The 25,802-nt window shown below is 42.1% G+C and carries 32 protein-coding genes and 2 tRNA genes; 18 read left to right on the forward strand and 16 right to left on the reverse strand.

Annotated features, from left to right (window positions below; genetic code table 11):
- Nucleotides 1–8: 8 nt before the first annotated feature.
- From HDC91_RS08110 to HDC91_RS08140, 7 genes are all read right to left on the reverse strand, one after another.
- A complete protein-coding gene (locus HDC91_RS08110; RefSeq protein ID WP_183550312.1) occupies nt 9–671 on the reverse strand; it encodes a CBS domain-containing protein in 663 nt (220 codons plus the stop codon).
- A 2-nt stretch (nt 672–673) separates the two neighbouring features.
- On the reverse strand, nt 674–1,435 hold the full coding sequence (locus HDC91_RS08115; protein WP_162431355.1) for an alpha/beta fold hydrolase: 762 nt from the start codon (nt 1,433–1,435) through the stop codon (nt 674–676).
- A gap of 123 nt (nt 1,436–1,558) precedes the next feature.
- On the reverse strand, nt 1,559–2,008 hold the full coding sequence (locus HDC91_RS08120) for a GatB/YqeY domain-containing protein (protein ID WP_162431354.1): 450 nt from the start codon (nt 2,006–2,008) through the stop codon (nt 1,559–1,561).
- Between the two features lie 118 nt (nt 2,009–2,126).
- Complete coding sequence (locus HDC91_RS08125; RefSeq protein WP_183550315.1) at nt 2,127–2,885, reverse strand: SDR family oxidoreductase; 759 nt, start codon at nt 2,883–2,885, stop codon at nt 2,127–2,129.
- A 78-nt stretch (nt 2,886–2,963) separates the two neighbouring features.
- Nucleotides 2,964–3,719, reverse strand: coding sequence for a DoxX family protein (locus HDC91_RS08130; protein ID WP_183550318.1), 756 nt, complete (start codon nt 3,717–3,719; stop codon nt 2,964–2,966).
- 196 nt (nt 3,720–3,915) lie between these two features.
- Nucleotides 3,916–4,626, reverse strand: a complete 711-nt coding sequence (locus tag HDC91_RS08135) for a DUF1080 domain-containing protein (protein WP_221262128.1) — start codon at nt 4,624–4,626, stop codon at nt 3,916–3,918.
- A gap of 8 nt (nt 4,627–4,634) precedes the next feature.
- A complete protein-coding gene (locus HDC91_RS08140; RefSeq protein WP_162431351.1) occupies nt 4,635–6,002 on the reverse strand; it encodes a Gfo/Idh/MocA family protein in 1,368 nt (455 codons plus the stop codon).
- Nucleotides 6,003–6,197: 195 nt separating this feature from the next.
- Here HDC91_RS08140 and HDC91_RS08145 point away from each other — a divergent pair, with 195 nt between their 5' ends.
- The 4 genes from HDC91_RS08145 to HDC91_RS08160 all read left to right on the forward strand — a co-directional run bounded on the left by HDC91_RS08145 (nt 6,198) and on the right by HDC91_RS08160 (nt 9,058).
- Nucleotides 6,198–6,812, forward strand: coding sequence for a hypothetical protein (locus HDC91_RS08145; protein ID WP_183550321.1), 615 nt, complete (start codon nt 6,198–6,200; stop codon nt 6,810–6,812).
- Nucleotides 6,805–7,497 (forward strand): DUF3307 domain-containing protein, encoded by a 693-nt coding sequence (locus tag HDC91_RS08150; RefSeq protein ID WP_183550323.1) that lies wholly within the window; start codon nt 6,805–6,807, stop codon nt 7,495–7,497. Before HDC91_RS08145 ends, HDC91_RS08150 begins: the two co-directional genes overlap by 8 nt.
- A gap of 107 nt (nt 7,498–7,604) precedes the next feature.
- Complete coding sequence (ubiE, locus tag HDC91_RS08155; protein WP_183550327.1) at nt 7,605–8,336, forward strand: bifunctional demethylmenaquinone methyltransferase/2-methoxy-6-polyprenyl-1,4-benzoquinol methylase UbiE; 732 nt, start codon at nt 7,605–7,607, stop codon at nt 8,334–8,336.
- On the forward strand, nt 8,333–9,058 hold the full coding sequence (locus HDC91_RS08160) for an outer membrane beta-barrel protein (protein ID WP_183550330.1): 726 nt from the start codon (nt 8,333–8,335) through the stop codon (nt 9,056–9,058). The genes ubiE and HDC91_RS08160 overlap by 4 nt, the downstream gene beginning before the upstream one ends.
- On the opposite strand, the gene HDC91_RS08165 is transcribed toward HDC91_RS08160, so the two are convergent.
- Nucleotides 9,039–9,578, reverse strand: coding sequence for a GNAT family N-acetyltransferase (locus HDC91_RS08165; protein WP_183550333.1), 540 nt, complete (start codon nt 9,576–9,578; stop codon nt 9,039–9,041). The genes HDC91_RS08160 and HDC91_RS08165 overlap by 20 nt on opposite strands.
- A gap of 307 nt (nt 9,579–9,885) precedes the next feature.
- Nucleotides 9,886–10,578 carry a S24 family peptidase gene (locus HDC91_RS08170; protein WP_183550335.1) on the reverse strand — a complete coding sequence of 231 codons (693 nt, stop codon included), beginning with the start codon at nt 10,576–10,578 and terminating at the stop codon, nt 9,886–9,888.
- Nucleotides 10,579–10,997: 419 nt separating this feature from the next.
- On the opposite strand from HDC91_RS08170, the gene HDC91_RS08175 reads away from it, so the two are divergent.
- On the forward strand, nt 10,998–11,414 hold the full coding sequence (locus tag HDC91_RS08175) for a hypothetical protein (protein WP_162431343.1): 417 nt from the start codon (nt 10,998–11,000) through the stop codon (nt 11,412–11,414).
- 69 nt (nt 11,415–11,483) lie between these two features.
- Here HDC91_RS08175 and HDC91_RS08180 read toward each other — a convergent pair whose 3' ends face one another.
- From HDC91_RS08180 to HDC91_RS08195, 4 genes are all read right to left on the reverse strand, one after another.
- Nucleotides 11,484–11,816 carry a hypothetical protein gene (locus HDC91_RS08180; protein ID WP_183550338.1) on the reverse strand — a complete coding sequence of 111 codons (333 nt, stop codon included), beginning with the start codon at nt 11,814–11,816 and terminating at the stop codon, nt 11,484–11,486.
- A 77-nt stretch (nt 11,817–11,893) separates the two neighbouring features.
- Entirely contained in the window at nt 11,894–13,228 is a 1,335-nt protein-coding gene (locus HDC91_RS08185) for a sensor histidine kinase KdpD (RefSeq protein WP_183550341.1), read from the reverse strand.
- A 155-nt stretch (nt 13,229–13,383) separates the two neighbouring features.
- On the reverse strand, nt 13,384–13,677 hold the full coding sequence (locus HDC91_RS08190; protein ID WP_183550344.1) for an RNA-binding protein: 294 nt from the start codon (nt 13,675–13,677) through the stop codon (nt 13,384–13,386).
- 118 nt (nt 13,678–13,795) lie between these two features.
- Nucleotides 13,796–14,350 (reverse strand): hypothetical protein, encoded by a 555-nt coding sequence (locus tag HDC91_RS08195; RefSeq protein WP_183550347.1) that lies wholly within the window; start codon nt 14,348–14,350, stop codon nt 13,796–13,798.
- Nucleotides 14,351–14,643: 293 nt separating this feature from the next.
- Here HDC91_RS08195 and HDC91_RS08200 point away from each other — a divergent pair, with 293 nt between their 5' ends.
- Nucleotides 14,644–15,105, forward strand: coding sequence for a terminase small subunit (locus HDC91_RS08200; RefSeq protein ID WP_183550350.1), 462 nt, complete (start codon nt 14,644–14,646; stop codon nt 15,103–15,105).
- Between the two features lie 14 nt (nt 15,106–15,119).
- Here the strand turns inward: HDC91_RS08200 and HDC91_RS08205 are convergent, their stop codons facing one another.
- Nucleotides 15,120–15,458: a hypothetical protein gene (locus tag HDC91_RS08205; protein WP_183550352.1), complete on the reverse strand. Its 339-nt coding sequence runs from the start codon at nt 15,456–15,458 to the stop codon at nt 15,120–15,122.
- Nucleotides 15,459–15,718: 260 nt separating this feature from the next.
- Between HDC91_RS08205 and HDC91_RS08210 the strand changes: the two genes are divergently transcribed.
- The 12 genes from HDC91_RS08210 (at nt 15,719) to HDC91_RS08265 (ending at nt 25,400) form a co-directional block, all read left to right on the forward strand.
- The gene (locus HDC91_RS08210; protein WP_183550355.1) at nt 15,719–16,021 is read left to right on the forward strand and encodes a hypothetical protein; all 303 of its coding nucleotides are present in this window, start codon (nt 15,719–15,721) and stop codon (nt 16,019–16,021) included.
- An 82-nt stretch (nt 16,022–16,103) separates the two neighbouring features.
- Nucleotides 16,104–16,955 carry a hypothetical protein gene (locus tag HDC91_RS08215; protein ID WP_183550358.1) on the forward strand — a complete coding sequence of 284 codons (852 nt, stop codon included), beginning with the start codon at nt 16,104–16,106 and terminating at the stop codon, nt 16,953–16,955.
- Between the two features lie 111 nt (nt 16,956–17,066).
- Complete coding sequence (locus HDC91_RS08220) at nt 17,067–17,654, forward strand: hypothetical protein (protein WP_183550361.1); 588 nt, start codon at nt 17,067–17,069, stop codon at nt 17,652–17,654.
- An 82-nt stretch (nt 17,655–17,736) separates the two neighbouring features.
- On the forward strand, nt 17,737–17,994 hold the full coding sequence (locus tag HDC91_RS08225; RefSeq protein WP_183550364.1) for a hypothetical protein: 258 nt from the start codon (nt 17,737–17,739) through the stop codon (nt 17,992–17,994).
- Entirely contained in the window at nt 17,991–19,262 is a 1,272-nt protein-coding gene (locus tag HDC91_RS08230) for a hypothetical protein (protein ID WP_183550366.1), read from the forward strand. Before HDC91_RS08225 ends, HDC91_RS08230 begins: the two co-directional genes overlap by 4 nt.
- A gap of 79 nt (nt 19,263–19,341) precedes the next feature.
- On the forward strand, nt 19,342–19,956 hold the full coding sequence (locus HDC91_RS08235; RefSeq protein WP_183550368.1) for a hypothetical protein: 615 nt from the start codon (nt 19,342–19,344) through the stop codon (nt 19,954–19,956).
- On the forward strand, nt 19,956–21,428 hold the full coding sequence (locus HDC91_RS08240) for a hypothetical protein (protein WP_183550370.1): 1,473 nt from the start codon (nt 19,956–19,958) through the stop codon (nt 21,426–21,428). The genes HDC91_RS08235 and HDC91_RS08240 overlap by 1 nt, the downstream gene beginning before the upstream one ends.
- Nucleotides 21,429–21,430: 2 nt before the next feature.
- A complete protein-coding gene (locus HDC91_RS08245; protein ID WP_183550372.1) occupies nt 21,431–23,221 on the forward strand; it encodes a hypothetical protein in 1,791 nt (596 codons plus the stop codon).
- Between the two features lie 2 nt (nt 23,222–23,223).
- Nucleotides 23,224–23,607, forward strand: coding sequence for a hypothetical protein (locus tag HDC91_RS08250; RefSeq protein WP_183550374.1), 384 nt, complete (start codon nt 23,224–23,226; stop codon nt 23,605–23,607).
- A 30-nt stretch (nt 23,608–23,637) separates the two neighbouring features.
- Nucleotides 23,638–24,732, forward strand: a complete 1,095-nt coding sequence (locus HDC91_RS08255; protein ID WP_183550377.1) for an acyltransferase — start codon at nt 23,638–23,640, stop codon at nt 24,730–24,732.
- A 133-nt stretch (nt 24,733–24,865) separates the two neighbouring features.
- Nucleotides 24,866–25,087 (forward strand): hypothetical protein, encoded by a 222-nt coding sequence (locus HDC91_RS08260; protein ID WP_183550380.1) that lies wholly within the window; start codon nt 24,866–24,868, stop codon nt 25,085–25,087.
- A gap of 61 nt (nt 25,088–25,148) precedes the next feature.
- A complete protein-coding gene (locus tag HDC91_RS08265; RefSeq protein ID WP_183550383.1) occupies nt 25,149–25,400 on the forward strand; it encodes a hypothetical protein in 252 nt (83 codons plus the stop codon).
- 48 nt (nt 25,401–25,448) lie between these two features.
- On the opposite strand, the gene HDC91_RS08270 is transcribed toward HDC91_RS08265, so the two are convergent.
- Nucleotides 25,449–25,532: transfer RNA gene (locus tag HDC91_RS08270), tRNA-Leu, on the reverse strand.
- 74 nt (nt 25,533–25,606) lie between these two features.
- A tRNA-Leu gene (locus HDC91_RS08275) sits at nt 25,607–25,690 on the reverse strand.
- Between the last annotated feature and the right edge of the window lie 112 nt (nt 25,691–25,802).

Consider the following 25,802-nt stretch of genomic DNA (forward strand, 5'->3'; position numbering starts at 1 on the left):
TGGTAACGTTACAAATTCAGGTAGTTCATGAACGAATCAAACCTATCCATGGAGTTGTCATTATGGTCGGTGAAGTTAAAGGTAGCTTTAACATCGTAATTGTAGCGTAAAAACGTTGCCAGTATATTTGAAATATCCTGCTTATTAACCTTCAGGGTTACTTCGATGCGGGTGCTATCGGGGAAAGTGCGCACATAGGAGCTCAATACCTGCGCGTTATCAGACTCAACAACCTGCGACATGTGCGCCAGGGAGTTGTTTTTATTGTCAACTTCTAAAACGATTATGCCGCCCGGCTCGGATACCGAAGTAAGCTTGGCAAAATACTCGTTCATGGCGTTGATGGAGATCATTCCCTGGTAGTCCTTTTTTATGTTAAGCACCGGCACCACGGTCAGTTGTCGTTCATAAAACAATCTGATCACATCATAAATATGTTGCTCTTCCAGTACATACGGGTTAACAAGCGATAAAGCAAGCGAGCCGATGGGCGCGTTAAAGTCGCTTTCTTCCACCAGGTCGTCTTCGCTTATAAGACCCAGAAACTGCTCCTCGTTAACAATTGGCAAATGGCGAACTTTAAACTCTGCCATACGGTCAAAAACCTTCTGTATGCTATCAGAAGTATGTACCGGTGGCATAGCGTTAGATATCAGCTCAATTGCATACATGGTTATTTTTTTATTTTATTTAAAAACATTGCAAGATACCTGTTAAACTCTTCGGGCCGTTCCATCATGGGCGCGTGGCCGCATTTATCTATCCAATGCAGTTCGGCATTGGGCAACGACTCGTTGAATTCCACAGCTACCTCCGGCGGAGTGATCTTATCATCGCGACCCCATATCAACGATACCGGCATGGTAATTTTACGCAACTCGGTTTTCATGTTATGCCTTATGGCCGATTTTGCCATAGCTAATATCCTGATCACCTTATGGCGGTCATTTATCATTTGGTATACTTCGTGCACCAGTTCGTCCGTGGCTATCGCGGGGTCATAAAAAGTGTATTGTACTTTCTCTCTCACAAAATCGATACTTTCGCGTCGCGGGAAGGAACCGCCGAATGCGTTCTCGTACAAACCCGAACTGCCGGTTAAAACCAGCGCCTTTACATACCCCGGATGCGCCAGCACATAGATGAGCCCAACATGCCCGCCCAGCGAATTACCCAGCAAAATAACGTTGCTAAGTTTTTTGAATTTTATGAACTTATGTACAAATTTTGAAAGACTCCGCACCCCGGTTGTCAGCAAAGGCATATCATAAATAGGCAAAACAGGAATAATGACCCTATAGTTTGGACTAAATGCTTTTATCACCTCGTCCCAATTGCTTAAAGCGCCCATTAACCCATGAAGCAGCAACAGCGTTTCGCCTTCGCCTTCTTCAATGTAACTGAAACCTTTTTCTTCTTTAAGCGCAAAATTCATATATGAAGGATGTGAGTTATCATGTAAATATATCAGGCCGCGCCTGTTTTTGGTCTCAAAAGTTGTAAAATTATAATTATAAAACCGTTTACAAGGCTTTGTTTAATAATAATTACGCTAAAACTAACCCAATAGTTGTTTTACCACTTCTGATACGGTTTTACCATCAGCACGGCCGGCAAGTTCTTTATTGGCTACTCCCATTACACGTCCCATATCTTTTACCGAAGTTACACCCAGCCTCTCTATAACATTCTGTACAAAACCTTCTATCTCAAACCGGGTCATCTGCTTGGGCAGGTAAGGCTCAATTACATACATTTCGGCCATTTCTATATCATAAAGATCATCGCGGCCCTGAGTTTTGTAGATGTCTGCAGACTCTTTGCGCTGTTTAATAAGCCTTTGCAAAACTTTGATCTCGGCATCCTGAGTTAACTCTTCAGCAGCACCTTTTTCTGTTTTGGCCAGCAGCAATGCCGACTTAATGGCGCGTAAGCCCCTCAGCCTGTCGGCTTGCTTACTTAACATGGCTTGTTTTATATCCTGGTCTATCTGCGTTATTAATGACATGGTTTTAAGTTTTTAACTCCGACGGTCCGGTACGTCCGGAAGCCGGAAAATATGTATTTGTAATTATTAGTTTTTGCGATCTTCTTTGGACTTTCCGACTTCGGACTTCCGACTTAACTCACTTCCTGAATATATTAGTTGCTGTGGCCTGCGCCGTTGGCATAATAACCAGGTCGTTGATGTTTACATGTGCCGGGCGCGATACTACAAACCAAATTGTTTCCGCTATATCATTGGCTGCCAGTGGCTCAAAACCTTCATATACTTTTTTTGCGCGCTCTTTATCGCCCTTAAAACGCACCTCTGAAAACTCCGTTTCTACGGCCCCGGGATGTATGCCCGTAACCCTGATACCATAGCCATTCAAATCTATACGCATACCTTTGTTAAGGGCATCCACGGCATGCTTGGTAGCACAATAAACATTCCCGTTAGGGTAAACCTCTTTGCCGGCTATCGATCCTAAATTAACAATATGCCCGTAGCCGTTTTTTATCATCCAGTTAGATACTACGCGACTTACATAAAGCAACCCCTTTATATTGGTATCTATCATGGTTTCCCAGTCTTCGTAACTACCGTTTTGAATAGGGTCTAACCCCTGACTAAGGCCGGCGTTGTTAACCAATACGTCAACTTTTTTCCAGTGGGCGGGCAGGCCTTCAAGGCTTTGAATAACCTGATCGCGGTTGCGTACGTCAAATGACGATACAGCTACCTCGACATTGTATTTATGATTCAGCTGTTGCGCTATTTTTTCAAGGCGCTCCATACGCCTGCCGGTAAGTATCAGGTTATATCCCTCGCGCGCAAATGTGTGGGCACAGGCCTCGCCAATCCCTGCGGTGGCGCCTGTTATCAGTGCTATCTTTGCCATAGATATGAATAACTATTGGCAACGAAATTATGTTTTTATGTTGACTTTATTTGTCTTTTTACCGTAAGGATAGTTTGGCTAAGTTACTGCCGGCTTATCTACCGGATTAAGCCGTTTTATAAACGACAGGCTTATCAGCAATAATACAACAAGCGTATTATATAAAACCAGCTTTTGCACCATTAGGCCAAACCTGCCCGCAAGCGTTATCATTATCATATTCAACATAACCAGGGCCACTATAATTGCCTGCATTTTGGTAACGGCTTTTACCTGTATTATAGCATACCCAAAACATACAAATGCCGCTATGGCAAAGGCATTAGTAAATATAATATCGTACCGCGAAGCAATAATTGCAACTGCAGCAAAAACCACCCCCGCTATGTTGTATATATTATATGTATGGGCATCTATAACAGTGGGCTTTACCGATGACGCCAGTTTAGGGTTTACCAATATCTTTAATTTATGCCAATCATAAATAAGTAAAAGCACATTTAACAGGGTGAAGAAACCATTAACATACGGTGTGCCCTGCCAATCAAGGGAGATAGTTACAGCAAGAATAGATAAATTCATAGGCACAAGCATAATTGCACCAATGGTACTAAACCGTTGCGATAGCAGCAGTATGCCGCACACTACCTGCAAAGTAGCCACTATCCGGGCAAATAAAGCTAAACCATATTTTGCCAGCATAGCCTCAAACAATGGCGGGCCGATTATTTGCCCGAAATGCCCGTTGGTTAACTTACATAAACCTGACGACAAAAAAATGTAGCCCAGGAACAAACGAATGAGTACAATGAAAAAATCTTTATGGTGGATCATAATGCTGGTTTAGATTTTACAAAGAAACCTGCATTTTAAAAACAGCTGAAATCTATTAGACAAACAAGCAACGATGGTAGACAATTTGAGGGCAATGTAATACTTACCAGACGAACAGGGTTCAATAATCGACGAAATAAAAAGGCCTGTCGATTGACAAGCCTTTTCAGATAATTAATGCTGATGCTTAGTTTCCTTACAGCCGCCTTATTTTGATATTCCGGTAGTAAGCCTTATGACCGTGATCCTGTAAAGCGATATGGCCAATTTTAGCCATGCCATATTCAGGATGGTCTTTCCATTTACCTTCGGCCTTTTTCTTTTGCCAATCGGCATCCCATGCGGTAAACTCAACTATTTTCTTTCCGTTTAGCCAATGCTCAACATGCCCGTTTTTAAATATAATGCGGCTGGTGTTCCACTGCCCAACCGGCATTATCTTTTTTTGCGAATTGGGGATGTGCATAGCGTAATCGGCGCCGGTTTTTTGCCATTCCTCCAGTTTATCAGGCACCCAGCCTATATCATCTATGATCTGGTACTCGGGGCCGGTAAGGTACGATGCCTCGTATTTAGGCGATTCTACAACGTGGTACAATACGCCGCTATTACTTCCCTTGTCAATCTTCCATTCCCAGGTAAGTTCAAAATTACCAAACTGCTTGTCGCTAACAATATCGCCCCCTGTATCAGTACCTTTCACCGCGCCAAGGCAAACCAAAGCGCCATCCTCGATCTCCCAGTTCTTCACCTCGCCCTTTTTATTATAGCCATGCCATCCTTGCAGGTCCTTTCCGTTAAATAAACTTATCCAACCAGCCTTTTTTACCTGGCCAAAACTTTGCATGCTGCCAAAGCTTATGGCTGCTGCAAGCCCTAATACCTTAAAATTTGTTTTCATCATCATAAGTATTGTTATGATTTAACCATCTTCATTTTCTCGGGATCCCAAAACATGGGGCTGTTTTTATAATAGCTATCGTTACACAATAACGCGGGTGCGGCAGCGCGGTAACCAAAAACAGCGTCTTCGGTAACTTTACCGTTGTTACGGATAGCCGTTATCCAATTGTTCATATGGTCGTAAGGGCCACCCAGATAGCCTTTTTCGGCGTTAAAAGTAATTTCTTCAGGGGGTAGAATATGTTTCCGGCCCGAGTCGGTTTGCCCCGCTTTGCGCATCTTTTCGATATAAAAGGGATCGTCCGACTGTATAACCTTATTCCGCTTCAAGGTAACGCTGTCCCAGGTGATATCCATTGAGCCCTCGCTCCCAACCAGTTTAAGATAGGTGGTACCGCTTGTGCCATCAACAAAATTACACCGCAACGACAGGTTGAACGCCGGGTGGGCAACAGTTTTACCATAATCAAAGGTGCCTAACAACACATCAGGCACTTCGCGGCCATCGTTCCAGTAACGCAACCCGCCGGATGCATATATTTTATTTGGCCCCATTGAGCCGGTAATAAAGTGCAGACTGCTAAACAGGTGAACAAATAAATCACCCGCCATACCGGTACCATAATCGGTATAATTTCTCCAGCGGAAGAACCTTTTGGAATCGTACGGCCGTTTTTGGGTATTGGCCACATATGTTTCCCAATCAACCGTTTGCGGCGATGCATCATCGGGTATAGGATATTGCCACACTTCAACCGGCGCCCGGCGCGCCCAAAAGCCTTCGGCATAATTTAATTCGCCAATTGCCCCGCTTTTTAATAGCTCATGTGCTTTTTCGTTACCTAACGATGATACCCCCTGACTGCCTACCTGGAATACCTTGCCCGTTTCCTGCTGTGCCTTAATCACCGCAGGGCCCTCGGTAACTGAGTGTACCATTGGTTTTTCGCAGTATACATGCTTGCCCGCGTGCATAGCATCTACAGAAATCTGCTGGTGCCAATGATCGGGCGTGGCTATAATTACCGCGTCAACATCTTTGCGGTTCAATATTTCTTTATAAACTTTAGTGGTGTAAATATCAGCTCCCCAGCGTGTTTTGGCATCCTTTAAACGGCCATCATACAAATCGCAAACAGCAACAAGTTTTACACCCGGCACCTGCAAGGCCACTATGGTATCCTGCGTACCCATGCCCCCCGCGCCTATCAGCGCTATATTAACCTGGTCGTTAGGGCCGTACTGGTTATACTTTTGTTTAAGGTAATGAAAACTGTGCTTATCCGCAGCTATTAAGCTGCTTCCGGCGGTAACAGCAGCGGCGGTGGTAGCCAGCTTTTTTATAAAGCCCCTGCGGGATGCTTCAGAATTTTCTTTCATGGTTTACGCGTTAAGGTTATTTAATTGTTACGAACTTATAAGGAAGCTTTGATGCTTAAAGGCGAAAGGTATAGTTTTTTATAAAACATTTCAAGTGCAATATCTACCAACAGCAATATTAGGCTTTTTAAGCTAATTTTTTGTTTATTAGGTTATTTATACTAATTTTATAAAAATTAGGTAACTAAGCCAGATATGAATGCAGTAATTACAGCAGATATAGTTAACTCTACCGTTTTAGATAAAGAGTCATTTAGAAAATTGATAAGTGCCCTAACCGCCCTTTTCGGAAAGGATAATTTAGAGATCTATCGCGGGGATAGTTTTCAGGCATTTGTTAAAAAAGCCGACAATGCTTTATTGGATTGTATAAAAAGCAGGTTATTGGCTATCCAATACAGCCACAAACAGCGCATTGATATACGGATGAGCATTAGCATTGGTTTATTGAATAGTGATACAGGTAAACTAGGCTCAAATATGGATGAGCTGTTCATAAGTTCGGGCAGATATTTTGATAAATTTCAAAACACGTCTCATAAATTGTATATTGTAAGTGGTATAAAAGAGGCTGATTTTACTTACGAAATTATGGCCCAATATTTAGATAGTATACTGGAACGGGTTACGGCGCGGCAGGCTGAGGTTGTGTATCAGTTACTATGTGGTAAAACCCAGGTTGAAACCGCCCGACTGTTAAATAAAACAACAGCTACGATAAGCCAGCACGTAAAAACGGCCCGGTATGACGAGATTGAAAACATCCTTAATAAATTTGATATACTAACCAACCAGTTGCAACATGGATGAAAGCATTATATGGTTAATAAAACTTATACTGGCGCATTTGATAAGCGATTTTGCCCTGCAGCCCAAAAAGTGGGTTACCGGTATAGAGCAGCATAAAATTAGATCGAAGTATTTGTATTGGCATACCCTGGTTACCGGCCTTGCAGCATTGTTGCTTATTGGATTTAATTATTGGGCGGTAGTTTTAATTATCACCATAAGCCATTATGTAATTACTGTGCTAAAATTATATACCAAAAATAACTTCGTAACTTTTACAATAGGCCAGTTGTTACACCTTGCGGTAATAATAGCCTGCTGGCTTGTTATTTTTGAGCAACACCGGCCGGGTACCGGTGCAATTGCAGCTTTTTATAGCGGCAGTCGGTTTTGGACATTTGCTGCCGCCGCGTTTTTCTTAACCTTACCCTCGTCAGTTATTATTGGCCAGGCTACCAGGCAATGGGCGGTACCTGCAGGGTTAAAAAACGCCGGTAAGTACATTGGAATAATCGAACGGATTTTAATATGCTTGCTGGTATACCAGGGCCATTATGAAGCTATAGGCCTATTAATAACCGGAAAAAGCATCCTGCGTTACAATAGTTCGAACGAAGAAGTTAAAACTGAATATCTATTGGTTGGAACCTTGCTAAGTATATTTATAGCTTTTGCTGTAGGATTGGCGCTTAAAGTGGTGGTTTAAACTTATGAAAATTATTCATAACAAAATCAAATTTGTTGAGCCGTACGCCAACCGTTAATTATGAACCATAACTATGCGCCTCAATACTTATCTTTGCCCGCATAGTCATGAGCAAAACCGTAACACCATACCAAAACCAGCAAGTCGCTAAAAAAGAGCAGGTAGCCGATATGTTTAACAACATTTCAAAAACCTACGATTTTCTGAATCATTTTTTGTCGCTTGGGATAGATATTATCTGGCGTAAAAAGGCAATTAACGAGCTTAAAAAGGACCAGCCCCAGCTGATCCTTGATGTAGCTACAGGTACAGGCGATTTTGCTTTTGAGGCGTTATCTATCCTAAAGCCCAAAAAAATAATCGGCGTGGATATTTCGCAGGGTATGCTGGATATCGCGAAGCAAAAGATAGCCAAGCGTGGCTTAAACAACAAATTTGAAGTTAAGCTGGGCGATTCGGAAAAACTGCCTTTTAATACTGATGAGTTTGACGCGGTTACGGTAGCCTACGGTGTACGTAATTTTGAAAACCTGGAAACCGGCCTTGCCGACATCCACAGGGTGCTTAAACCGGGCGGCAAAGCAGTTGTACTGGAATTTTCGAAACCAAAAGGGTTCCCCATAAAACAGCTTTACGCCTTTTATTTTAATTACGTTACTCCGGGCATAGGTAAGCTATTTTCAAAGGATGCAAGGGCGTACACATATTTGCCCGAGTCGGTGGCAGCCTTTCCCGACGGCGAAGCGTTTACTAACCTGATGCGAAAAGCGGGCTTTAAAAATACCAAAAGTCGCCCTTTGGCGTTTGGTATCTGTTCTATTTACACCGGTATTAAATGATAAAAGCCCGCCTCTTCATAACCATCATATTGATGGGCTGCAGCAAACTTTTATTTGCGCAGGCGTGGGGCGGCGGTGCCGATAACAAGGATCTTAGCTTCGGATTCTCCTTTTCATACATCCAGAGCAGCTTTAAGATAATTAAGCAGCCGTACTGGCGCGATGCCTTTTTTGATTCAGGGTTAAACCAATATGCTACCAGTAAATTAACTGCCATAAGTTCTAAGCCCATGCCGGGCTTTGCCGTTGGTTTTTTAACGCGTTATCGTATTACCGACCACCTGGAGACACGTATTACACCGTCGCTGGTATTTGCCGACAGGGCCGTAAGCTATGCTTATGAGCAACCGGAGCAGGATGTTACCAAACCTGTACAAACCACTACCGTTGATTTTCCTTTACAGCTAAAATTAAAATCTGACCGGATAGGCAACTTTAGGGCTTACCTGTTGGGTGGCTTAAAATATTCGGGGGCGATAGGTTCCAAAAAAAATGATGCCAATACTGCGCCTACCGAGCTTTTGCTAAGGAATATAAAAGGGTACTCTTCTTACGAAGCGGGCGTTGGTTTCGATATTTATTTTGAGTATTTTAAACTATCCCCGGAAATTAAACTCAGCAACAGCTTTGGCAATATCCTGTTGTCAGAAAACACGCCTTATGCAAACCCTATTAGCCGGCTATCCCTGCATACTTTTACATTTAGTCTGCATTTTGAATAGACGCTTGATCCAACCTCTTTTCGAAACAAACAAAGCTTAAACCGGGCCTAAACTCTAAGGTTATTTCGCCTTTTAAACTATATCCCATTTTTGGGAAGAGCTGCCGTGTTGCATGGTTCTGGGTGTTGGTATCTATGCGTAAAATAGGTATACCACGCTCAATGGCTACAAGTTCTGCCTGGTACAGCAGGTCGGCAGCAAGGCCCCTGCCCCTAAAATGAGGGCTCACCGCCAGCCGGTGAGTGACAATAGCTTCTTCGCTGGTATCAAGCCCCACCTGTGCGTACTCGGAGTATTGATCGGTAGTAATTGCCGTTACACCGGCAATTTGGCCTTCCACTTCGGCCACCCAAAGCTGGCCGGCTTTAATATCGTCTTCAAATACGCGCGGGTTGGGGTATGTATCATCCCATTGCAAATTGCCTGCTGCACGCATAATGGGTACAACATCGGCTACAACCTGCATAATAGCGGGTATGTCTTGTAAAGTGGCAAGGCGGACGGGAGATTGATTTTCCATTAAATTGTTATCCTATTATTAAATATCTAAAACACAGGCTATAAAAACAGACGAATGTATAGCACTGACGGTAAATAGCTTTTGCCTTTTCTTTTAAGCCGTATAAGGCATAAAATCAATAACACCATTGAGCCAACAAATAAAATGAAAGCTGACAGTAAATCCAGGTTAGGGGTACAGGGGCCTGTTTTAAAAGCCGGCAGGGTATTAAACATTATAGTAGCCGGCAGTAATATCGCATAGTATATCACCGTACGGTAAACAGGTTTTAAATTTGATAAGTATCTTTTGCTGTATGTTGTTTCCACTAATGGTTATGCTTTTTATGGATATCTTTTACCAGGCATAGCTTTTTTATTTCATCTATGCGGATAGGAAAAGGTGCATATTTTAGACGGCCGGCAACCATTTCTGTTACATTATCCGAGTGAGCGATCACTTCTTCCGGGTTATCGCTGGCCAGCAGGCGCTTATACATGCGGTAATCGCCCCACTCTATGTAATAAACCTCACCGGGCAATATTTTCATATCGCTGATTATCTTCAGTGCCACCCAGCAGCCATTTTCTAAATACGGATACATGGAGTGCCCCCAAACAGGCAGGGCAAAATCGCACTCCTCTATCCCCGGGAAATTCATACGACCCACCGGGCGCGAATCATTTATATCATTATAAACCTCAACACCAGATGCCGTAGCGGTAATTTCGTACATTGGTATACCCTCCTCACTTCGTGCGGCTACAGCTTTCTCGGTATTTTTTTTTCCTCCTAAATGCTCCGCATATTTTTCTTTAAATACCTTCAATTTTTCGGGATCAATATTTTGGCGGCTTTTAATGATTTCGGTAATGGAACTGGCCGAGTTGAAGTTTAAAGCTTCAGCCAGTTCGGTATTATTATTAAATGCCTTACCCCTTAGTTGATTGTACAGTATAATAAACTCCAGTGTTTCAGGTCGTACTGTTTTTATTTTGTTGGGTTTCGACAGGTCATTCATACAATAAAAAATAATTAAAGATTTTTCTTGATTTAAATAAAGATATTTCTTTATATTTGTTTGTTCGACGAATGCTAAATTAAAACTAAAAATCAGTAAAACAAATAATCGCTTTACAGAACTTACAGAATATACTTTAGCTATATACAACAATATGTTTACAGTCATTTAAAATCAATATCTAAATAACCTATGTATATCGCATACTCCGCCCTACGCACTAAACAAAAAAACGGCAAGCACATGCCAACTAGTCGGGAATTAACCAAACGCGCTGCGGGCTATATAGCTGCTTGCGATAAGTACCGTCATGAAATCGCCGCAATACAAAAATATATACCCGGGTGGATGCCGCCTTTTGAGGCGAATGCGTGAGTGACTTACTTTTCTATGAATATTAACCATTATTAAATAAAACAATGATAAAAATCGCCCAAAAACTTAAGGACCAGCTATGGTGGCTTATTATTACCGTTGATTATAATTACAGCCGAATAAGCATTGCCGACCACGACCTGACGGATGACACGCTTACCCTTTGGCTGGAAGATAAACAGGACTTTAAAAATTCCCTTGATGATTGCCTCCAGCTGGACATCTCTGTTAAAAACTTTGCCAGGATAATTAAGGATGAAAACCTAAACAGTTATGAAGGCCAGCGCCTGCACCCTAACAAGCAGTTTGTTTACAAAACACGTGTACAAATAAACGAAGCGATAGCCTGGTACAAACAGGATGCTACGCTTATAGAGCAGCAATGGGCCCGGGAAGCAATGCTAAAAGCTATATTAACGCAATTAGTAGAGACCGAGGCCGCGATGGATAAAAATTGGTAACGATTATGCCATTTAGCATTTAAAACATAAACAGCCTATCTGCTCATATGTGGCATACCCAACTGGAATTTACTTAGCCTTAACCAATTGTTCCTGGTCTGCCTGCACCAGCTCTTCAACTTCGCTTATCGCTTCTGCAGGGGCGGTGGCGTAGTTAAGCTTGCGGAAACGCCAGATGGCGAAGGCCGGTTCCTGATAGCGGTTTATTAATTTAAAAAATTTGGGGAAGTTATGGACCTCATCAAGCAGCACCCCGGTTACAATACCGTTGTTATCTAATATTTCGCGAATGGTATATTCTTTATCTTTGGTGATCCAGATCTCAAAATCGCGCCTTATTTCGGTACTTTTGTCGGCGTCGATCTTATCATTTATACATATCACTTTATCGCCCGGCCTCATAGTAAGTTAAAATTAAACTCAAAAGTAAAAACAGCTTTACAAATTATCACAATCTTTTTCGATTTTCGACTTTTGAATTAACTGCCGGCCGGCATCGATACGAAAAAAGCGGCCCCGTGGTCGGGCGAGCTCTCCACCCAGATGTGCCCGCCTTGCATTTCTGTAAATTCTTTGCAGAGCAATAAGCCAAGCCCTACCCCTTTTTCGTTATCGGTACCAAAAGTAGATTGCGCTTGTAAAGAAAACAGTTCTGCCTGCTTTTCGGCAGACATGCCGATACCATTATCACGAACAATAAGCCAGCACTCGCCACCGATCTGTTTTGCTTTAAAACTTACTTGCCCACCGGGCGCAGTAAACTTAATAGCGTTACTTATAAGGTTGCGTATAACCAATTGCAGCATATCAATATCGGCTACAATGCGGATATCCCAATCTATTTCGTCAGTAAGGCTAATATTTTTTTTTAGGGCGATGGCTTTTTCCAGTTCCAGGGTATTAAAGAGAGCGTCGCGAAGGTTAACATAGCCAAGTTTTACATTAACCCCGTCCATTTGAGCTTTTGACCATATAAGCAGCTTGCCAAGCATATCAATGGTTCGGCGGGTAACTTTAAGCAAATCACCTTCTACCATCCGGCGTTCAGCTGTATCCAATTCGTACTCTGTAACCAGTTCAAGGTAATTTTGGATATTACTTAAAGGAGAACGCAGATCATGCGCTATTATCGACATTAGTTTATTCTTCTCGGAGTTAATGCGGGCTAATTCCTGGTTTTGCTGAGTAATGTGGTGATTTTGAAGTTCAATGGCATTTGCCTTATCAGAAGCGGAGCGTTTTTCGTAATCATAATTACGCCTGAAATAAGTTACTGTATAATACAGCACTATAACCACCACAACATAAGCAGATGTGAGGTCGAGATACCGGCTGGAGCGGTTTACGTAGGTATTTGGCACCCATGCCGGGTGATAATACTCAGCCAGGTGCAATCCAACAATGATGAGCATATTAAGGGCAATCCAAAATTTCTGCTGATTTTTAGGCACAACGCACAACACCAATAAAATACACAGGCCCATTAGCAGGTCTGTTGGCCCATAAGTGCCGGAGTTGTATATAAAATTCGTTGCGAACAGCAGGTTCCCGATGACGGTGAATATGGTAACCGTTACTTTGAAGCTGCCACGGAAACGCGACAAGTAATAAAGTGCCGAAAATATAATAAGGGTTAAAAGACTAAGCAAGGACACAAAGGGCAGCCCTATTAGATAATTAAAGGGCACGTTATAAGCCAGCGCAAGTATCGAAATGAGGCAAAGGGAGTGAAATATCCTGATCTCTAAAGAGAACTCGGTAGTAGAGCCCGTAAGCGTGAGCCATAGCCTGTTTATGTTTCCAAAAAGGCGCAAAATTTGTTACTTGTTTAGGTTATCCAAGGTACAAATAAATATTGGCGGAACAAGTACTAAAGGATCTTTCTTAAAAATAAAATTATTTAAACGGAACAGCACAAAAAAAGCCCTGCTTTGCAGGGCTCATGATATCTTAAGAAATTATATAGGGCTTAGTTACGGCTAAAACCGCCTCTGTTACCGCCGCCACCGCCAAAACCGGGGCCTTTATCCTCTGCTATATTAACGGTTATGCGTTTGCCATAATAGCTTTGGCCATTCATACACCTGATGGCTTCTTTAGCTTCTGCTTCATTAACCATTTCAACAAATCCAAAGCCTCTGCTTTCTTTTGTTTCACGATCTTTAACGATCCTGAGGGACTTAACCGGCCCAAAATCACCAAAAACCGCATTTAGTTCGGCCTCACTTACTTCTAACGGAAGGCCTCCAATAAATACTTTCATTAATCTCCTTTTGTTTTTCTGTAAAGATACGCAAAAAAGGCCGGTTTTTGGCTGCTTAGAGGCGAAGGATGAGGTGTGTAAAGCGTTTTTTACAATAAGGTGTCAATACTGAGCACAGCTACTTTTGTTGTTTCTTCAACATCAGTTCAAAGGTTCCTTCTACCCTGTAAAGTGAGGAGTTCGGTTCGTCATCCTTAGATAGAAATGTAAAAAAATTGCCTTTTGCAAGCACATCTTTGGTGCGATACTGCAGCAGATGTATTACACCGGCATCGCCCGGTTCTGCATATTGTGTTAAGGTATACTGCCTGGTATGCATCACATCGGCCATCATTAGTAGCTGGCCGCCAGCTACAGGCTTAATCAGACTATCCGCGGCAGCGCCTTTTGAGCTTACACCAAAACTTATAGTATGTTCTTTATTAATGGCGGTGATACCAAAGTACCGGTTGTCGCCCGCGCTCATATTTACAAACGCGACAGAGTCTTTAGCGGCATCAAAAGTGTAAACAGAATCCTGCATTTTTAGGGTAAGCGTGCCTGCAACGGCAAGGAAATTATCCGGGGATGCAGCGCTTAAAGCACTATCGGCATTTAAGGCGATCTTCTTTTCATCAACGGCCTGTTCGCCGGTATCTTTTTGGCACGACACCGCCATAACCGAAAGGAGCATGACAAGTGAAAAATACCAATTAGTAAACCGTTTTTTGCGCATAGGTACGTGGATGCTATAAAATTATAAAAAATTTATCTAAAAATTGTATTTACAACTTTTAAGTCAAAAATTTAACATTTTTTAACGGTAATTTATTGTTTAATGGCGGGACAAGTACTGTCGGTCCCTGCTACTCTCCCTTCCTGATATTCAATAAAGAATTTTCTGTATTTACTTGTTAAAGTAAAGATTTATTCGTACATTTGTATATATAAAATGCCAAAAGGCATATCAATCATATTATTTCCTGTATGACTCATTTTTATTCTGTTGCTGAACTCAGCGATCGTGTGGAAAAATATTTTCTGTCCGTAGCCGGCCAACCGGTACCCGAGGCAAAACCGCCGTCAAAATATATAAAGAAAACATCGCCACTGGCAATGTATACGCCAAAAACCAATAAGCCCGAAGTGCCCCTGCTCACCGGTCTGGCCTTATTTCTCGGGTTTCCGAGCCTGGCTGATTTTGAGGCTTACGAGCAAACCGGGCTGTTCAAAAAAACCCTGCGGGAAGCCCGCCTGCGTATTGAATGTGAATATGAAAAAAAGTTGCACCAGCCTGCACCAACCGGGGCGATTTTTGCTTTGCGCTGCATGGGGTGGACAGAAAAGTCGTCGGCGCGATCAGTAAAGGCTGCACCCTCAAAATTAAAGATAAGCGTTATCAATACCGGCCCTCAAATTGCCGGAACCGAAAAAGAAGTAGACATTTAATTTAAAGGGCCTGATTACCTTGTTAACACCATTTCTGAATAAAATCCATCCGGTGGCGTTAACGCGGGCTCATTATCCTGTGGCGAATAAGTCAGCTGCAGTTCGTTGCTAGTCATTTTTTTTATCCGGAGTATCTCTTTAGAGCCGTAGTAATCGTGGCTTTCAGTATGTATATACGTTAACAAATCACCGCTTAAGGTATACTGCATTGTAAAAGCGTTTCCGCTTTCGGTTAGCACCTCAGCGGTGTTATCAGCGTTAAACTGTATACTGGCGCCATTCATGTCGGTGTAAGTATTATCCTGAACTACAGCGCCGTTCGTTATGCGTTTATCGGTTTTGCTTTTATACAACCATTTGCCAACTATAAGCGGGGTATCATCAACAGGAGCGCTATCCTTTTTACAAGAAAAAAGGCAGGCTATAAATAACGCGGGTATAATTAATAAAAAGCTTTTCGACTAACGCCGGCCGTAATATGATTCATCACAAACAATACAATTTACGCCTAAGATGATAATAAATTTTGTACTGCTAATTATAAAATTGCCCTTATACGCTTTTAAAACATCCAACATCGCTATTAAATATTCAACCTATCCTAATGTCAATAATGAAGGCCTCAATATTATTCTGGTGTAATTATTTTGCCGCTACCGATGTCATTGTAAACCAGGGTGGTACAAGCTCGGGTAAAACCTATGCTGTTTTACAGGCACTTTTTTGCTTTGCAGCAAATAACCACAAACAAATAATAACCGTAGTTGGGCAAGACATACCTAACCTTAAATCGGGCGCGCTACGCGACGCCCACGCCATACATGATCAATCGGATATATTTAAAAGTTTAGTTAAAAGCTTTAATAAGACAGATCGAATATTCGAGTTTATTAACGGCAGCGGAACAATGGGATAAACTGGTACAATCATGGGAGAGCCAGCAGCTTAAACCCGGCGCGTTCCTTGATTACGAGGGTGTGGTTGACCTTAGCGACTTTATGGTACAACGTTACTTAACCAAAATACAAATTGCTAACGAGCGCTTGTACTGGCTTGGTAAAGGCTCTACCAAAGAGGCGGCCTTTACAGCCCCGTTCACCGGTTTATTGCCCTCTATCGCGGCAGCAAGCGGCGTTTACAAAGTAGGCCTGGGTAAATCAGAAACTTCAATGGCAGCTACAGCCATCAGCGCCTCAGGCGTAGTAACTGTAAGCAGCACTGCAACCTTAAGGGATGGCGATGTGGTAAGCATTACCGCGGTAACCGGCACAAGTAAAGATACTACCAACGGCGGCAGCGGGGTGGACGTGCAGGGCCAATCATACTTTATACAGGTTATCAGTTCAACTACTTTTAAACTGGTACGTAATTACAACGAGGTGAATACCCGCAAAGCGGCAACTTTCAGCGGCACATCTACTGCGGCCACTGTAAGCTACATTAACGCAAGCAACGTTTTAGGTGTACTAACCGGCATCTATGCCCAGCTTGACCCAGCGGATCGTTCTCAGGAAGATTTTAACCTGCAGATACCTTTACACGTTGGATATGCTTACGCACAGGCACAGGCGGATAAAGCAGTAAACGTGCTAAACGCCTTTACCGACCCCAAAAAGATGGACTACCTGGGTGTACCGCTGCAACTGATGAACCACTGGCAGGCCAACACCATTCTGGGCGCGCGCTCGTCAAACCTGTTCCTGGGTGTGGATCTTTTGGGGGATGCTTCCGAATTGTCTACCGTTTACATGAAGCCTTACACCAACGATAACGTGGTACGTATGAAGGCCCGCATGAAGGCAGCCGTAAACTTCAAATTCGCTAACGAGCTGTTTTACCTGGGCGCGTAGTGTAATTAGTGAATTAGTGATTGACTGATTTAGTGAATTATCACCGCAGTCAATCATCCTCTTAATTAATTCACTAAATCATTAATTCAATAAATCACTAAATAAATAACAATGTCAATTTACAATAAAATAAATGCCGGGTTTAACTTAGGCACAAACGGGCCAATTACTTCGGGCATCGAAGATGTAGTGTATATATTTAACCAGGATGATATGGTGCTTACGTATGATGTGGCAAACCCGCTTATCATCACAGACCTTACCCCCGTTGCTACCGCCAAAGTTTACAAATTTGAAGGCACCAACAACAGTTTTAATACCATGAGCAAACTGGCTAAAACCCAGGTTGGCCCGCGCTATACCGAGGAGATAGATTTTAATATCGCCGGTTTGTCTACCGATGTTAAAGCCCAGTTAATGGCAATGGGTTATGGCCGCGTTCGCGCCATAGCAGTAAATAACTATAAGGACAGCGACTCGGCCATAGAATTGTTTGGCGCGGTGAACGGCTTAATTGTTACCGAAGCTGAACGCAACGCAGCCGACGAAACTTTAGATGGCGGTTATAAGATCAAATTAACCAATCCGGATAAGTTGAAAGAGCCATATCCTCCGCGTGCCGTATCTATCGCTCCTGAAAGCGGATCAGCTACGTATGCAAGCACAATAGCAGCACTTGAGGCATTGGTTGCGGTTTAAGTTTATAGCTAATGGTTCATAGTTCATGGTAATGAATTGTGAACCGCCTTAAACCATGATCTATGAACTATGAACCATCAACATGAAAAAATATATTCTTAAACCCGGCACACATCAATTCGCTCCCGGTTCGCCTGCGGTGCACAATAACGACAACCTGACGGACAAAGAAGCCGAATGGTATTTGCAAAGATACCCGCACATAGTAAAGCTGTTTACCGCCCAGTCCCCAGAAGCGGGAGCTTCCGAAGTAAAGGAGGAAAAAACTAAAATGAAAAGACGAAGAATAAAAAGAGCTGAATTTTTGGCTCCCCCTTCGGGCGGTGAGGAGGGCTTATGAAAACCTACTTACCACAAATTGAAAGGCGTATACTGGTAAGGCCTAATCAAACCTTCGGTATACTTAATTACGACATGGATAACGCCTATCCGCAACGTATGCTGGAGCTGGTTGGCCAATCGCCTACTGCCAAAGATTGCTGGAACAAGCGGGCAAAATTCATTGCCGGGAACGGTTTTGAAGAAGCATCTGTCGGCAAGCAGATCATCAACAGCAAGGGGCTTACCATAACCAAGCTTTTAAAAGCCATCGCTGCAGACAAAGCATTATTTCGCGGGTTTGGCATTCATGTAAATTACAATGCAAATTTCAAAATAGCATCTGTTAATTATGTCAAGTTCGAGGATATCCGCATGGGCGATACGGACAATACCGAAACTGCTGATAAGTTTGCGATCTATAACGACTGGGGCCGCAAAACCTGGAAAAACATCATGCGCAGCAAAATCACTTTTTTGGACAGGTACAACCCTGATGAAACAGTGATACAGCTACAGGTTAAAGCTGCGGGCGGCTGGGATAACTACAAAGGGCAGTTATATTATTTTAACCCCGAAGTTTGCGATTACCCACTGATAGAAGCCGACTCGGTATGGGAGGATTTTGAAACCGAAGCCGGTATCAAGATCTTTAACAACCGCGAAGTAACCACAGGCTTTTTGCCATCAACGATGCTGTTTATGCAATCGCGCCGCGAGGAAGCCGATAACGTTATAGATAACCGCAAAACTAATACACCATCGCAATTAGAAAAAGACCTGGGTACTTTTCAGGGTGCCAAAAGTGCGCAAAAAATAATTGTGATAGAATACGAAGATGAAAGTGCAAAACCTGAGTTTCAACCTTATGCAATTCAAAACAACGATAAGCTTTTTGAAACTACCGAACGATCTGTAGAAGCGCGCATTATTAAAGGGTTCTCCGTTCCAAAGGAACTTGTCAATGCCGAAAAAGCTTCTGGCCTTAGTAATGGTGGCGAAAAGAAAGAAGCTATTCGCGAATTTAACGACAATACGGCCGCCGACAGGCTTGAATTGAGTGAGGTGTTTGAAGAGTTGTTCAGTCATTTCTGCAGCAATATTAATCAAACTGCTAACTGGAATATCATCCCCGTACCTGCTAATGTGGCTGATGATATGATCGGTATAAAAGCGGGTGCAAACATTAACCAGCTTTTACAAGCTGCCATTCCCACCAAAAGCAAAATAGCCGCCCTTGTATATGCTTATGGCTTTAAACAGGACGAAGCAGAGGCGATGTGCATCTAACATGCCGGCCGGCAAATTATTCACGATTATCAAAATATTAAACCTACCCGCCGGCTGGCGGAGATTGGAGGACTATGTTATGTTAAATTTAATTACCCCCGAAGCCTTGCAGCGTTATGCAGATATTGCTGCAAACATAAAACCGGAACGTATAAAAGTATTTATACAAAAAGCCCAGGAGCTGGACTTGAAGGCTTTTTTAGGCTACATCTTATATTATGATCTGATCAAGAACCTGGAAACCGAAGGAACACTAAAGGATGATGCCCCTCAGCATTATAAAGACCTTGTGAATGGCTGTGAATATCTGGACGACAACGGGTACATAGTTTTATACCAGGGGCTGCTCCCGGTACTGTCCTATTTTGCTTTTGCCCGCTTTATTGAGGCAGACAGCGTACACTACACTGCAACCGGTCCCGTAACTAAACGTTACGATAATGCTGATGCTTTGCCTCCAAAAGATATTGTAAAACTGGTACAGCAACAACGAAGCACGGCCAATGCCTATGCTAACGAAACCGAACGCTTCCTGTTAGATCATAGAGAAGATTTTCCGGTATGGCATTATAACCAGAAAAATAAAAGCAGCAGGCAGGCCGGTCCGCGCATACGCTCGGTTGATATCACAGATTTCAACTTCCCGGTCGATAACTTTAGTACAAATCAACTAATAACCGAATTTTTAAACTGATGGCGATAGATAAAAAATTAAGTGACCTACCAGTTATAAGCACCGTTACGGCTGCTGACACATCTATACTTATACACAACAATAACGACTATCAGTTTGGCTTTACCGCGTTGCTTGACTTTATAAATTCGAGCGTAAATACCGGTGCAACCGTTTCGTTTGGTGTTTCGATACCGCAAAATACTACCGGCAAAAATGGCGACCTTTTTATAAATACCGCCACTGGTACGTTCGCGCAAAAAACATCCGGCGCCTGGTTGGTAAAATATACCCTGCCATCGGCAGACGCGGCGAAAGATGGAACCATTTTGTACGGATCAGGTACGCCGGGCACAGGCATCGGCGTTAATAACGATACCTATATCGATACAAATACAGGCGTCTTTTATCGTAGAGCATCAGGTGCGTGGTCGCAGGTATTTTCTATGCAAAACGGGCCGCAAGGGCCGCAAGGCGAAAAAGGCGACGCAGGAACTGCGGGGCCGGCGGGCAAAACAGTTTTAAATGGCACATCTAATCCATCAAACTCGCTTACCGGCAATGACGGGGATTTTTACCTCAATACAAGCACATATATATTGTTTGGGCCTAAAACAGGGGGCATATGGGGCCCCGGCACATCATTAATTGGCTTACAGGGCGAGGTAGGAGAAACAGGCCCGGAAGGTGAAAAAGGAGATCCGGGCCACGGTATACCTACAGGTGGTGCCACGGGGCAAATATTAGGCAAGATTGACGATGATGATTATAACACCGGCTGGGTAGAAAACTCTTTCTCTAATTTGGCTGGCCAGCCCGAGGACAATGCCGCGCTCCGCGACGCATTGGGCGCTAAGGTGGATAAGTTAACAGGCTATGGTTTAAGCCAGGAAAATTATACCACAGCTGAAAAAGGAAAACTTGCCGCGTTATCTCAGCATTTTAAAGGTAATTACACCACCCTTTTGGGACTTTCAACCGCTAACCCTACCGGAGAATCAGGAGATTATGCTTTTGTGGATGCCGGAATAGGCAACGAAGCCAAAATGTACATCTGGGACGGCGACGACAATGTTTGGCTGCTTAGCTTTGGCGGGGGCAGTTCTCCTGATGCAACCGAGACCTTACCTGGAATGGTAGAACTTGCTACCATAGCAGAAGCCCTGGCACGTACCGACGACCAGCGGGCAATGACTGCCTTGAAGACTATAACGTTGATACTCGACGAGAAAAAGAAGGTAAGTTACCAGATCAATCCGTATGGATTAAATGAGGTTTCGGTGTTGATGGAAAATGGGGGACAGGTAAACAGCATCCTTATTTCGGGCGCTACATCCCCCAAACTGAAAATTGGCACCGCAGGCTCTTACCCTGCCGGTTCACAAACATTTCCATTTGCCTATGCTGCAAATGATAGGGTTTTTATAACATATAATTACAGCGACCTGAGTAACGCAAGCTGTAATATCAAACTTAAATGTCAGGATAATTAACTATGAGTGCAACATATAATTGGGCTTACCGGCCCGGAGTAGCTAATAAATATGGGATAACGATTCCCGCAGGGGCAGATAATGTAAGGCCAAGTGGTTTTGCATATGTCGCTTTGTTTGGTAACGATACAACAGGTAATGGAAGCAGGCAATTGCCTTATAGAACCATAACTACCGCATATGCGGCTTGTGGCAACGCAACTTATATTTTAGGTAGTGGCGTATATAGAGAAGGTAATATAACATTGACTATTGGTATATCAATTATAGGTGATGGCGATGTAATACTTGATGCTACCTTATTTAGTTGGTTTTTTCGAACGAATGCTAATGGGCTTGCTTTTGTTTATAACATTAAGTTAAGAGGTTCTACTGCTTTAACAAGCGGTTTTACAACAGGCACGGTCTTTAAAGACATTACGGTTGATAAAGTCTATTTATTGGGACCGGCCGGGCCGACACCAGCATACAACATGCAAGTCGGAAGCAACACACTTACATCATGTGTTATTTCAAATGCATCATTTAATGTAGATGGATGGAAGGGAATTATCAGACAGTTTAGTAACATAACACTATATAAATGTGATGTTACATTCCTAACAGATGCAGTCGGAGCAAATAACTATATGTATGCCTGTATTTTTAGTAATTGCAACATTTACTTTAAGTATACCCCGACATTTATTGATTACAGTTTATTTTATCAATGCAATTTTAAATTTGGGGGTATCACTCCAACATTTGATAAAACGACATTCTACCCTTCCTTACCAACTGGATATACTTATATGAGTGATATTGCGACAATTCGGGCGGCCGCAATAACAGCTTTTGGATACAACAATCAGAACTTTAACAATTGCGTTGTAGCCAACCCCTTGTTTAACAATCCAGATATAGGCGATTTTACATTGGGGTTTGCAAGCCCGGCAAAAAACCTTTCTTATTTTGGAACGTATGTGGGGGCAAGGTCAATAGCATATACTATTAGAGCGAGAGCAATAGAAGCGGAAGGAGATTTTGATTTTTCAAGCAACACTAATATAAATTTAGAAGATGATATAATTACAATAAATAATAAATTGATTGATGCAAGTATCGACACAAATTGTATAACGAACGGCATTCAAAGAGTTTTAAAAAGCATTCCGATTTTTGGATTTAACGCTGATAGGAATGGACAATACATTGATAGTATTGCCGACTTGGGCACCATGACAAAGTCCCCCGGAGATACTTTAAATGTCCCAGCTTCCTTTATTGTAGAAGTCGGAGCAATTGTATATAACAGTACTACCTATCAACCTGGCGCAAGACTTACTACTGTTGCCGGCCAAACCACATTTGCTACAACGGCATCGGGTCTTTTAAGAGAAATACTTGAAGCACCCGAACGGCATACAGTACAATTGCGGTTCGGTAATGGCGGTGACCTCATTCCTGTTGGTACTGCTGTTACTAACGGCTATTGGTATCTTGTTGAAAGTGGTTCGATCACTTACAATTCAAAAGAGTATATATCCGGTCAAACTTTTAAAGCAGTAGATACCAATGCGTTTTCAGGATTTGGAACTGTTAGGCTTGCTTTATCAACAGAGCCGTTTAATCATTTCGAACCGGGGGTACAGCCAACAACAAACAATATTGGCGACATAGCTACAGGCTTACCATTGCGTGGCAACGGAGATCCTGCATATGTGAGGGGTGGAATTGGAATAAATGAGTTTTACGTTAATGCCCGCTTTTTGCAATTCAGATTTAACATTAGGGTGAGTAATCTAAAACCTTAACTATGGCTTATAACGTTTTAAGCGGTGAAATTCAGGCTGGTATTCTTTATCAGGTAGTTGGTGCGCAGTCTGTGATATACAATAGTTCTACCTATTTAACCGGTCAATATTTTAGCGGTGTGGTAAGTGAGAAAACATTTACTTATTCGGGAACGGGAACCCAAGGGCTAAATGAAATCTTACAGTTTAATGGCGTAGCCATAGAATTTGACAATGAAGCCAATATCTCATTTTTTGACACATCGATATTAGGTGGATTTGCAATTGAATATTACATGAATAGTGATGAACAAATTATTAATGACATTACGCAAATTAGTGGCTTTGCACTAGAATTACTTGATTATCCTTACTATTCATTTCTGATAATAGAAGAGAGGCTATAACTTAGTTAAAAGTTTTGTTTATTTGAACATATGAATAAAGTTTGGTTGGAACTATTTAAAGATAGGCTGTTTTCAGATAATAATACAACGCCCAAGATCTTGCAACCAAATCACCTTAATGGCTTAGATGGCCTTAGAGGTATTGCAATAATATTTGTTCTGTTAGGTCACTCATTAATAGGGACATGGTGGGTTGATTATTTACCTGGAAGCATCGGTGTTGATATATTCTTTGTTTTGAGTGGCTTTTTAATAACCACACTATTATTAAAAGAAAAGGCAAAGAAAGGCTGGGTCGACTTAAAGAAATTTTATGTTAGAAGAGCGCTGCGTATCTTTCCAGTTGCATATTTATATTTGGTTTCTTTAATAATCCTAACTCTAGTATTTCATTTACACACAACTCCAAGAATGTTTTTGACTGCCGGATTATACATTGGAAACTTTCCTATTCAATACGGTTCAAATTGGCAGACTTCTCATTTTTGGAGCCTTGCCGTAGAAGAGCAGTTTTATCTAATATTTCCGATCTTACTTGTTAAATCGACAAACAAATATTTATTACTTGTGACGTTAATCCTTTTAACTTTGCCGTTTATAGTTATAGTCGGGCGGATGCCGTTGGGTAGCAATTATCAACTTGCACATAAATTAATTCTATCTTTTACCTATTTGTTAGGCTATGGCACTTCGTCAATTTTAATAGGCTCGCTAACTGCAATCTTAATTTTCAAAGGTGTAATAAGAGTTAAAAAGACTTCATACCTTTTAAGCTTTATATTATTTGTAATGGCTATTAGCGTTCATATTACAGGAGTTTTAAATTGGAATGCCCTTATTTACGTCTTTCCAGTGTTAATCAGTGCGGTTATTATTTTAAACTTAGCTGGCGATAACTTCTTTTCCTCAATACTCAAACATCCCATTTTAGTAAAAATAGGAGTATTATCTTATAGCATTTACATATGGCAACAATTGTTTACCTTTTCACAACCTTGGAGTGATTGGAAGTATGGCAATTCCTTGTTAATAAACTTGCCGTTACTTTTTCTTGTATCTTACTCATCGTATTACTTTTTTGAAAGGAAGTTTTTAACTATCAAAAACCGTTTTAAAGTGCTATAGTTATTGTCGATTGTGTAACCGGGCAATTTTATTGATGTGTTGCATGATATTATGGAATTATGCATTGCATATTTCTTCATTGATTTCCTATCCTCGCCGAGCCTAACCTTACCCAGTCTTAATCAAATAATCTATGGAAAAAAAATATACCTTTTGGGAACGCCTAACAAGCGACACCCCAACGTTTTTTAAGCGGATGCAGGTTTTCGGAATTAGCTTGGCCGGTATGGGTACCTCGCTTTCGCAAATCACCGGAATGCCGGTAAAACTTACAACCATCATAATTGCTATTGGCAGTACAATTGCAGTGTTGGCGCAGTTTGCTGTTAAACAATATGAGCCTTTAAATGATTAAAGCGTCCATTTACCATTCATCCATACAATACCGCGTATAAGGCGCGATTATCTTTACTTAAATGACATCTATTGAACATCGACAGCTAAAAGGCATTACTATAAAAAATATTGTTGTGACGATATTGGGCACTGCCAGCATTGTCACTTCAGTTTTAACAACTTTTTTTCAATTAAAGGGGGAAATAAGCGAAGTTAAGATTCAGCAGGAGGCCCAAAATCGAATAAACGAAGTGCGCCTGAAGGTGCTTGAAGAGCAGGTAGCCGTGTTACAAAATAAAGTAGAAGAAATCAGGCCTGTAACCCTCAAATAGCCACCCGGCGTTTAAAGCTGCAGCTAAAACCAATGTATCATTATACAGTGCCCGGAACGAGATTCGAACTCGTACATCCTTACGAATGCCACCCCCTCAAGATGGTGCGTCTACCAATTTCGCCACCCGGGCTTTATCAAGTAAAAGTCTTAAGTCGAAAGTCTGCCTAACGGCTTCGGACTTTAAACTTAAGACTTCAATGGATGTGCCCGAAGAGAGACTCGAACTCTCAAGAGACAATTCTCAACGGCTTCTGAGACCGCAACGTTTACCAATTTCGCCATCCGGGCATTTATGAGGTTGCAAATATAATTGTTTTATGCAATGCCAATAAAATAAATGTAAAATAAGCGCCGATTTTGCAAAACACGATTCAAAAAGTAACTTCGGTAAAACTTATAG

Source organism: Mucilaginibacter sp. AK015 (genome assembly GCF_014200785.1).
Lineage (GTDB): Bacteria > Bacteroidota > Bacteroidia > Sphingobacteriales > Sphingobacteriaceae > Mucilaginibacter.

What these genes read in the sequence shown, in the direction of transcription:
- HDC91_RS08120 (WP_162431354.1), bottom strand. Translation starts at nt 2,008, where the DNA reads ATGTCATTAATAACGCAGATAGACCAGGATATAAAACAAGCCATGTTA.
- HDC91_RS08265 (WP_183550383.1), top strand. Translation starts at nt 25,149, where the DNA reads ATGACATCTATTGAACATCGACAGCTAAAAGGCATTACTATAAAAAAT.
- HDC91_RS08235 (WP_183550368.1), top strand. Translation starts at nt 19,342, where the DNA reads ATGTTAAATTTAATTACCCCCGAAGCCTTGCAGCGTTATGCAGATATT.
- HDC91_RS08215 (WP_183550358.1), top strand. Translation starts at nt 16,104, where the DNA reads ATGGTACAACGTTACTTAACCAAAATACAAATTGCTAACGAGCGCTTG.
- HDC91_RS08245 (WP_183550372.1), top strand. Translation starts at nt 21,431, where the DNA reads ATGAGTGCAACATATAATTGGGCTTACCGGCCCGGAGTAGCTAATAAA.
- HDC91_RS08220 (WP_183550361.1), top strand. Translation starts at nt 17,067, where the DNA reads ATGTCAATTTACAATAAAATAAATGCCGGGTTTAACTTAGGCACAAAC.
- HDC91_RS08130 (WP_183550318.1), bottom strand. Translation starts at nt 3,719, where the DNA reads ATGATCCACCATAAAGATTTTTTCATTGTACTCATTCGTTTGTTCCTG.
- HDC91_RS08160 (WP_183550330.1), top strand. Translation starts at nt 8,333, where the DNA reads ATGATAAAAGCCCGCCTCTTCATAACCATCATATTGATGGGCTGCAGC.
- HDC91_RS08225 (WP_183550364.1), top strand. Translation starts at nt 17,737, where the DNA reads ATGAAAAAATATATTCTTAAACCCGGCACACATCAATTCGCTCCCGGT.
- HDC91_RS08255 (WP_183550377.1), top strand. Translation starts at nt 23,638, where the DNA reads ATGAATAAAGTTTGGTTGGAACTATTTAAAGATAGGCTGTTTTCAGAT.
- HDC91_RS08110 (WP_183550312.1), bottom strand. Translation starts at nt 671, where the DNA reads ATGTATGCAATTGAGCTGATATCTAACGCTATGCCACCGGTACATACT.
- HDC91_RS08175 (WP_162431343.1), top strand. Translation starts at nt 10,998, where the DNA reads ATGATAAAAATCGCCCAAAAACTTAAGGACCAGCTATGGTGGCTTATT.
- HDC91_RS08240 (WP_183550370.1), top strand. Translation starts at nt 19,956, where the DNA reads ATGGCGATAGATAAAAAATTAAGTGACCTACCAGTTATAAGCACCGTT.
- HDC91_RS08200 (WP_183550350.1), top strand. Translation starts at nt 14,644, where the DNA reads ATGACTCATTTTTATTCTGTTGCTGAACTCAGCGATCGTGTGGAAAAA.
- HDC91_RS08140 (WP_162431351.1), bottom strand. Translation starts at nt 6,002, where the DNA reads ATGAAAGAAAATTCTGAAGCATCCCGCAGGGGCTTTATAAAAAAGCTG.
- ubiE (WP_183550327.1), top strand. Translation starts at nt 7,605, where the DNA reads ATGAGCAAAACCGTAACACCATACCAAAACCAGCAAGTCGCTAAAAAA.
- HDC91_RS08180 (WP_183550338.1), bottom strand. Translation starts at nt 11,816, where the DNA reads ATGAGGCCGGGCGATAAAGTGATATGTATAAATGATAAGATCGACGCC.
- HDC91_RS08260 (WP_183550380.1), top strand. Translation starts at nt 24,866, where the DNA reads ATGGAAAAAAAATATACCTTTTGGGAACGCCTAACAAGCGACACCCCA.
- HDC91_RS08230 (WP_183550366.1), top strand. Translation starts at nt 17,991, where the DNA reads ATGAAAACCTACTTACCACAAATTGAAAGGCGTATACTGGTAAGGCCT.
- HDC91_RS08210 (WP_183550355.1), top strand. Translation starts at nt 15,719, where the DNA reads ATGAAGGCCTCAATATTATTCTGGTGTAATTATTTTGCCGCTACCGAT.
- HDC91_RS08250 (WP_183550374.1), top strand. Translation starts at nt 23,224, where the DNA reads ATGGCTTATAACGTTTTAAGCGGTGAAATTCAGGCTGGTATTCTTTAT.
- HDC91_RS08165 (WP_183550333.1), bottom strand. Translation starts at nt 9,578, where the DNA reads ATGGAAAATCAATCTCCCGTCCGCCTTGCCACTTTACAAGACATACCC.
- HDC91_RS08145 (WP_183550321.1), top strand. Translation starts at nt 6,198, where the DNA reads ATGAATGCAGTAATTACAGCAGATATAGTTAACTCTACCGTTTTAGAT.
- HDC91_RS08195 (WP_183550347.1), bottom strand. Translation starts at nt 14,350, where the DNA reads ATGCTCCTTTCGGTTATGGCGGTGTCGTGCCAAAAAGATACCGGCGAA.
- HDC91_RS08170 (WP_183550335.1), bottom strand. Translation starts at nt 10,578, where the DNA reads ATGAATGACCTGTCGAAACCCAACAAAATAAAAACAGTACGACCTGAA.
- HDC91_RS08190 (WP_183550344.1), bottom strand. Translation starts at nt 13,677, where the DNA reads ATGAAAGTATTTATTGGAGGCCTTCCGTTAGAAGTAAGTGAGGCCGAA.
- HDC91_RS08150 (WP_183550323.1), top strand. Translation starts at nt 6,805, where the DNA reads ATGGATGAAAGCATTATATGGTTAATAAAACTTATACTGGCGCATTTG.
- HDC91_RS08115 (WP_162431355.1), bottom strand. Translation starts at nt 1,435, where the DNA reads ATGAATTTTGCGCTTAAAGAAGAAAAAGGTTTCAGTTACATTGAAGAA.
- HDC91_RS08135 (WP_221262128.1), bottom strand. Translation starts at nt 4,626, where the DNA reads ATGATGATGAAAACAAATTTTAAGGTATTAGGGCTTGCAGCAGCCATA.
- HDC91_RS08125 (WP_183550315.1), bottom strand. Translation starts at nt 2,885, where the DNA reads ATGGCAAAGATAGCACTGATAACAGGCGCCACCGCAGGGATTGGCGAG.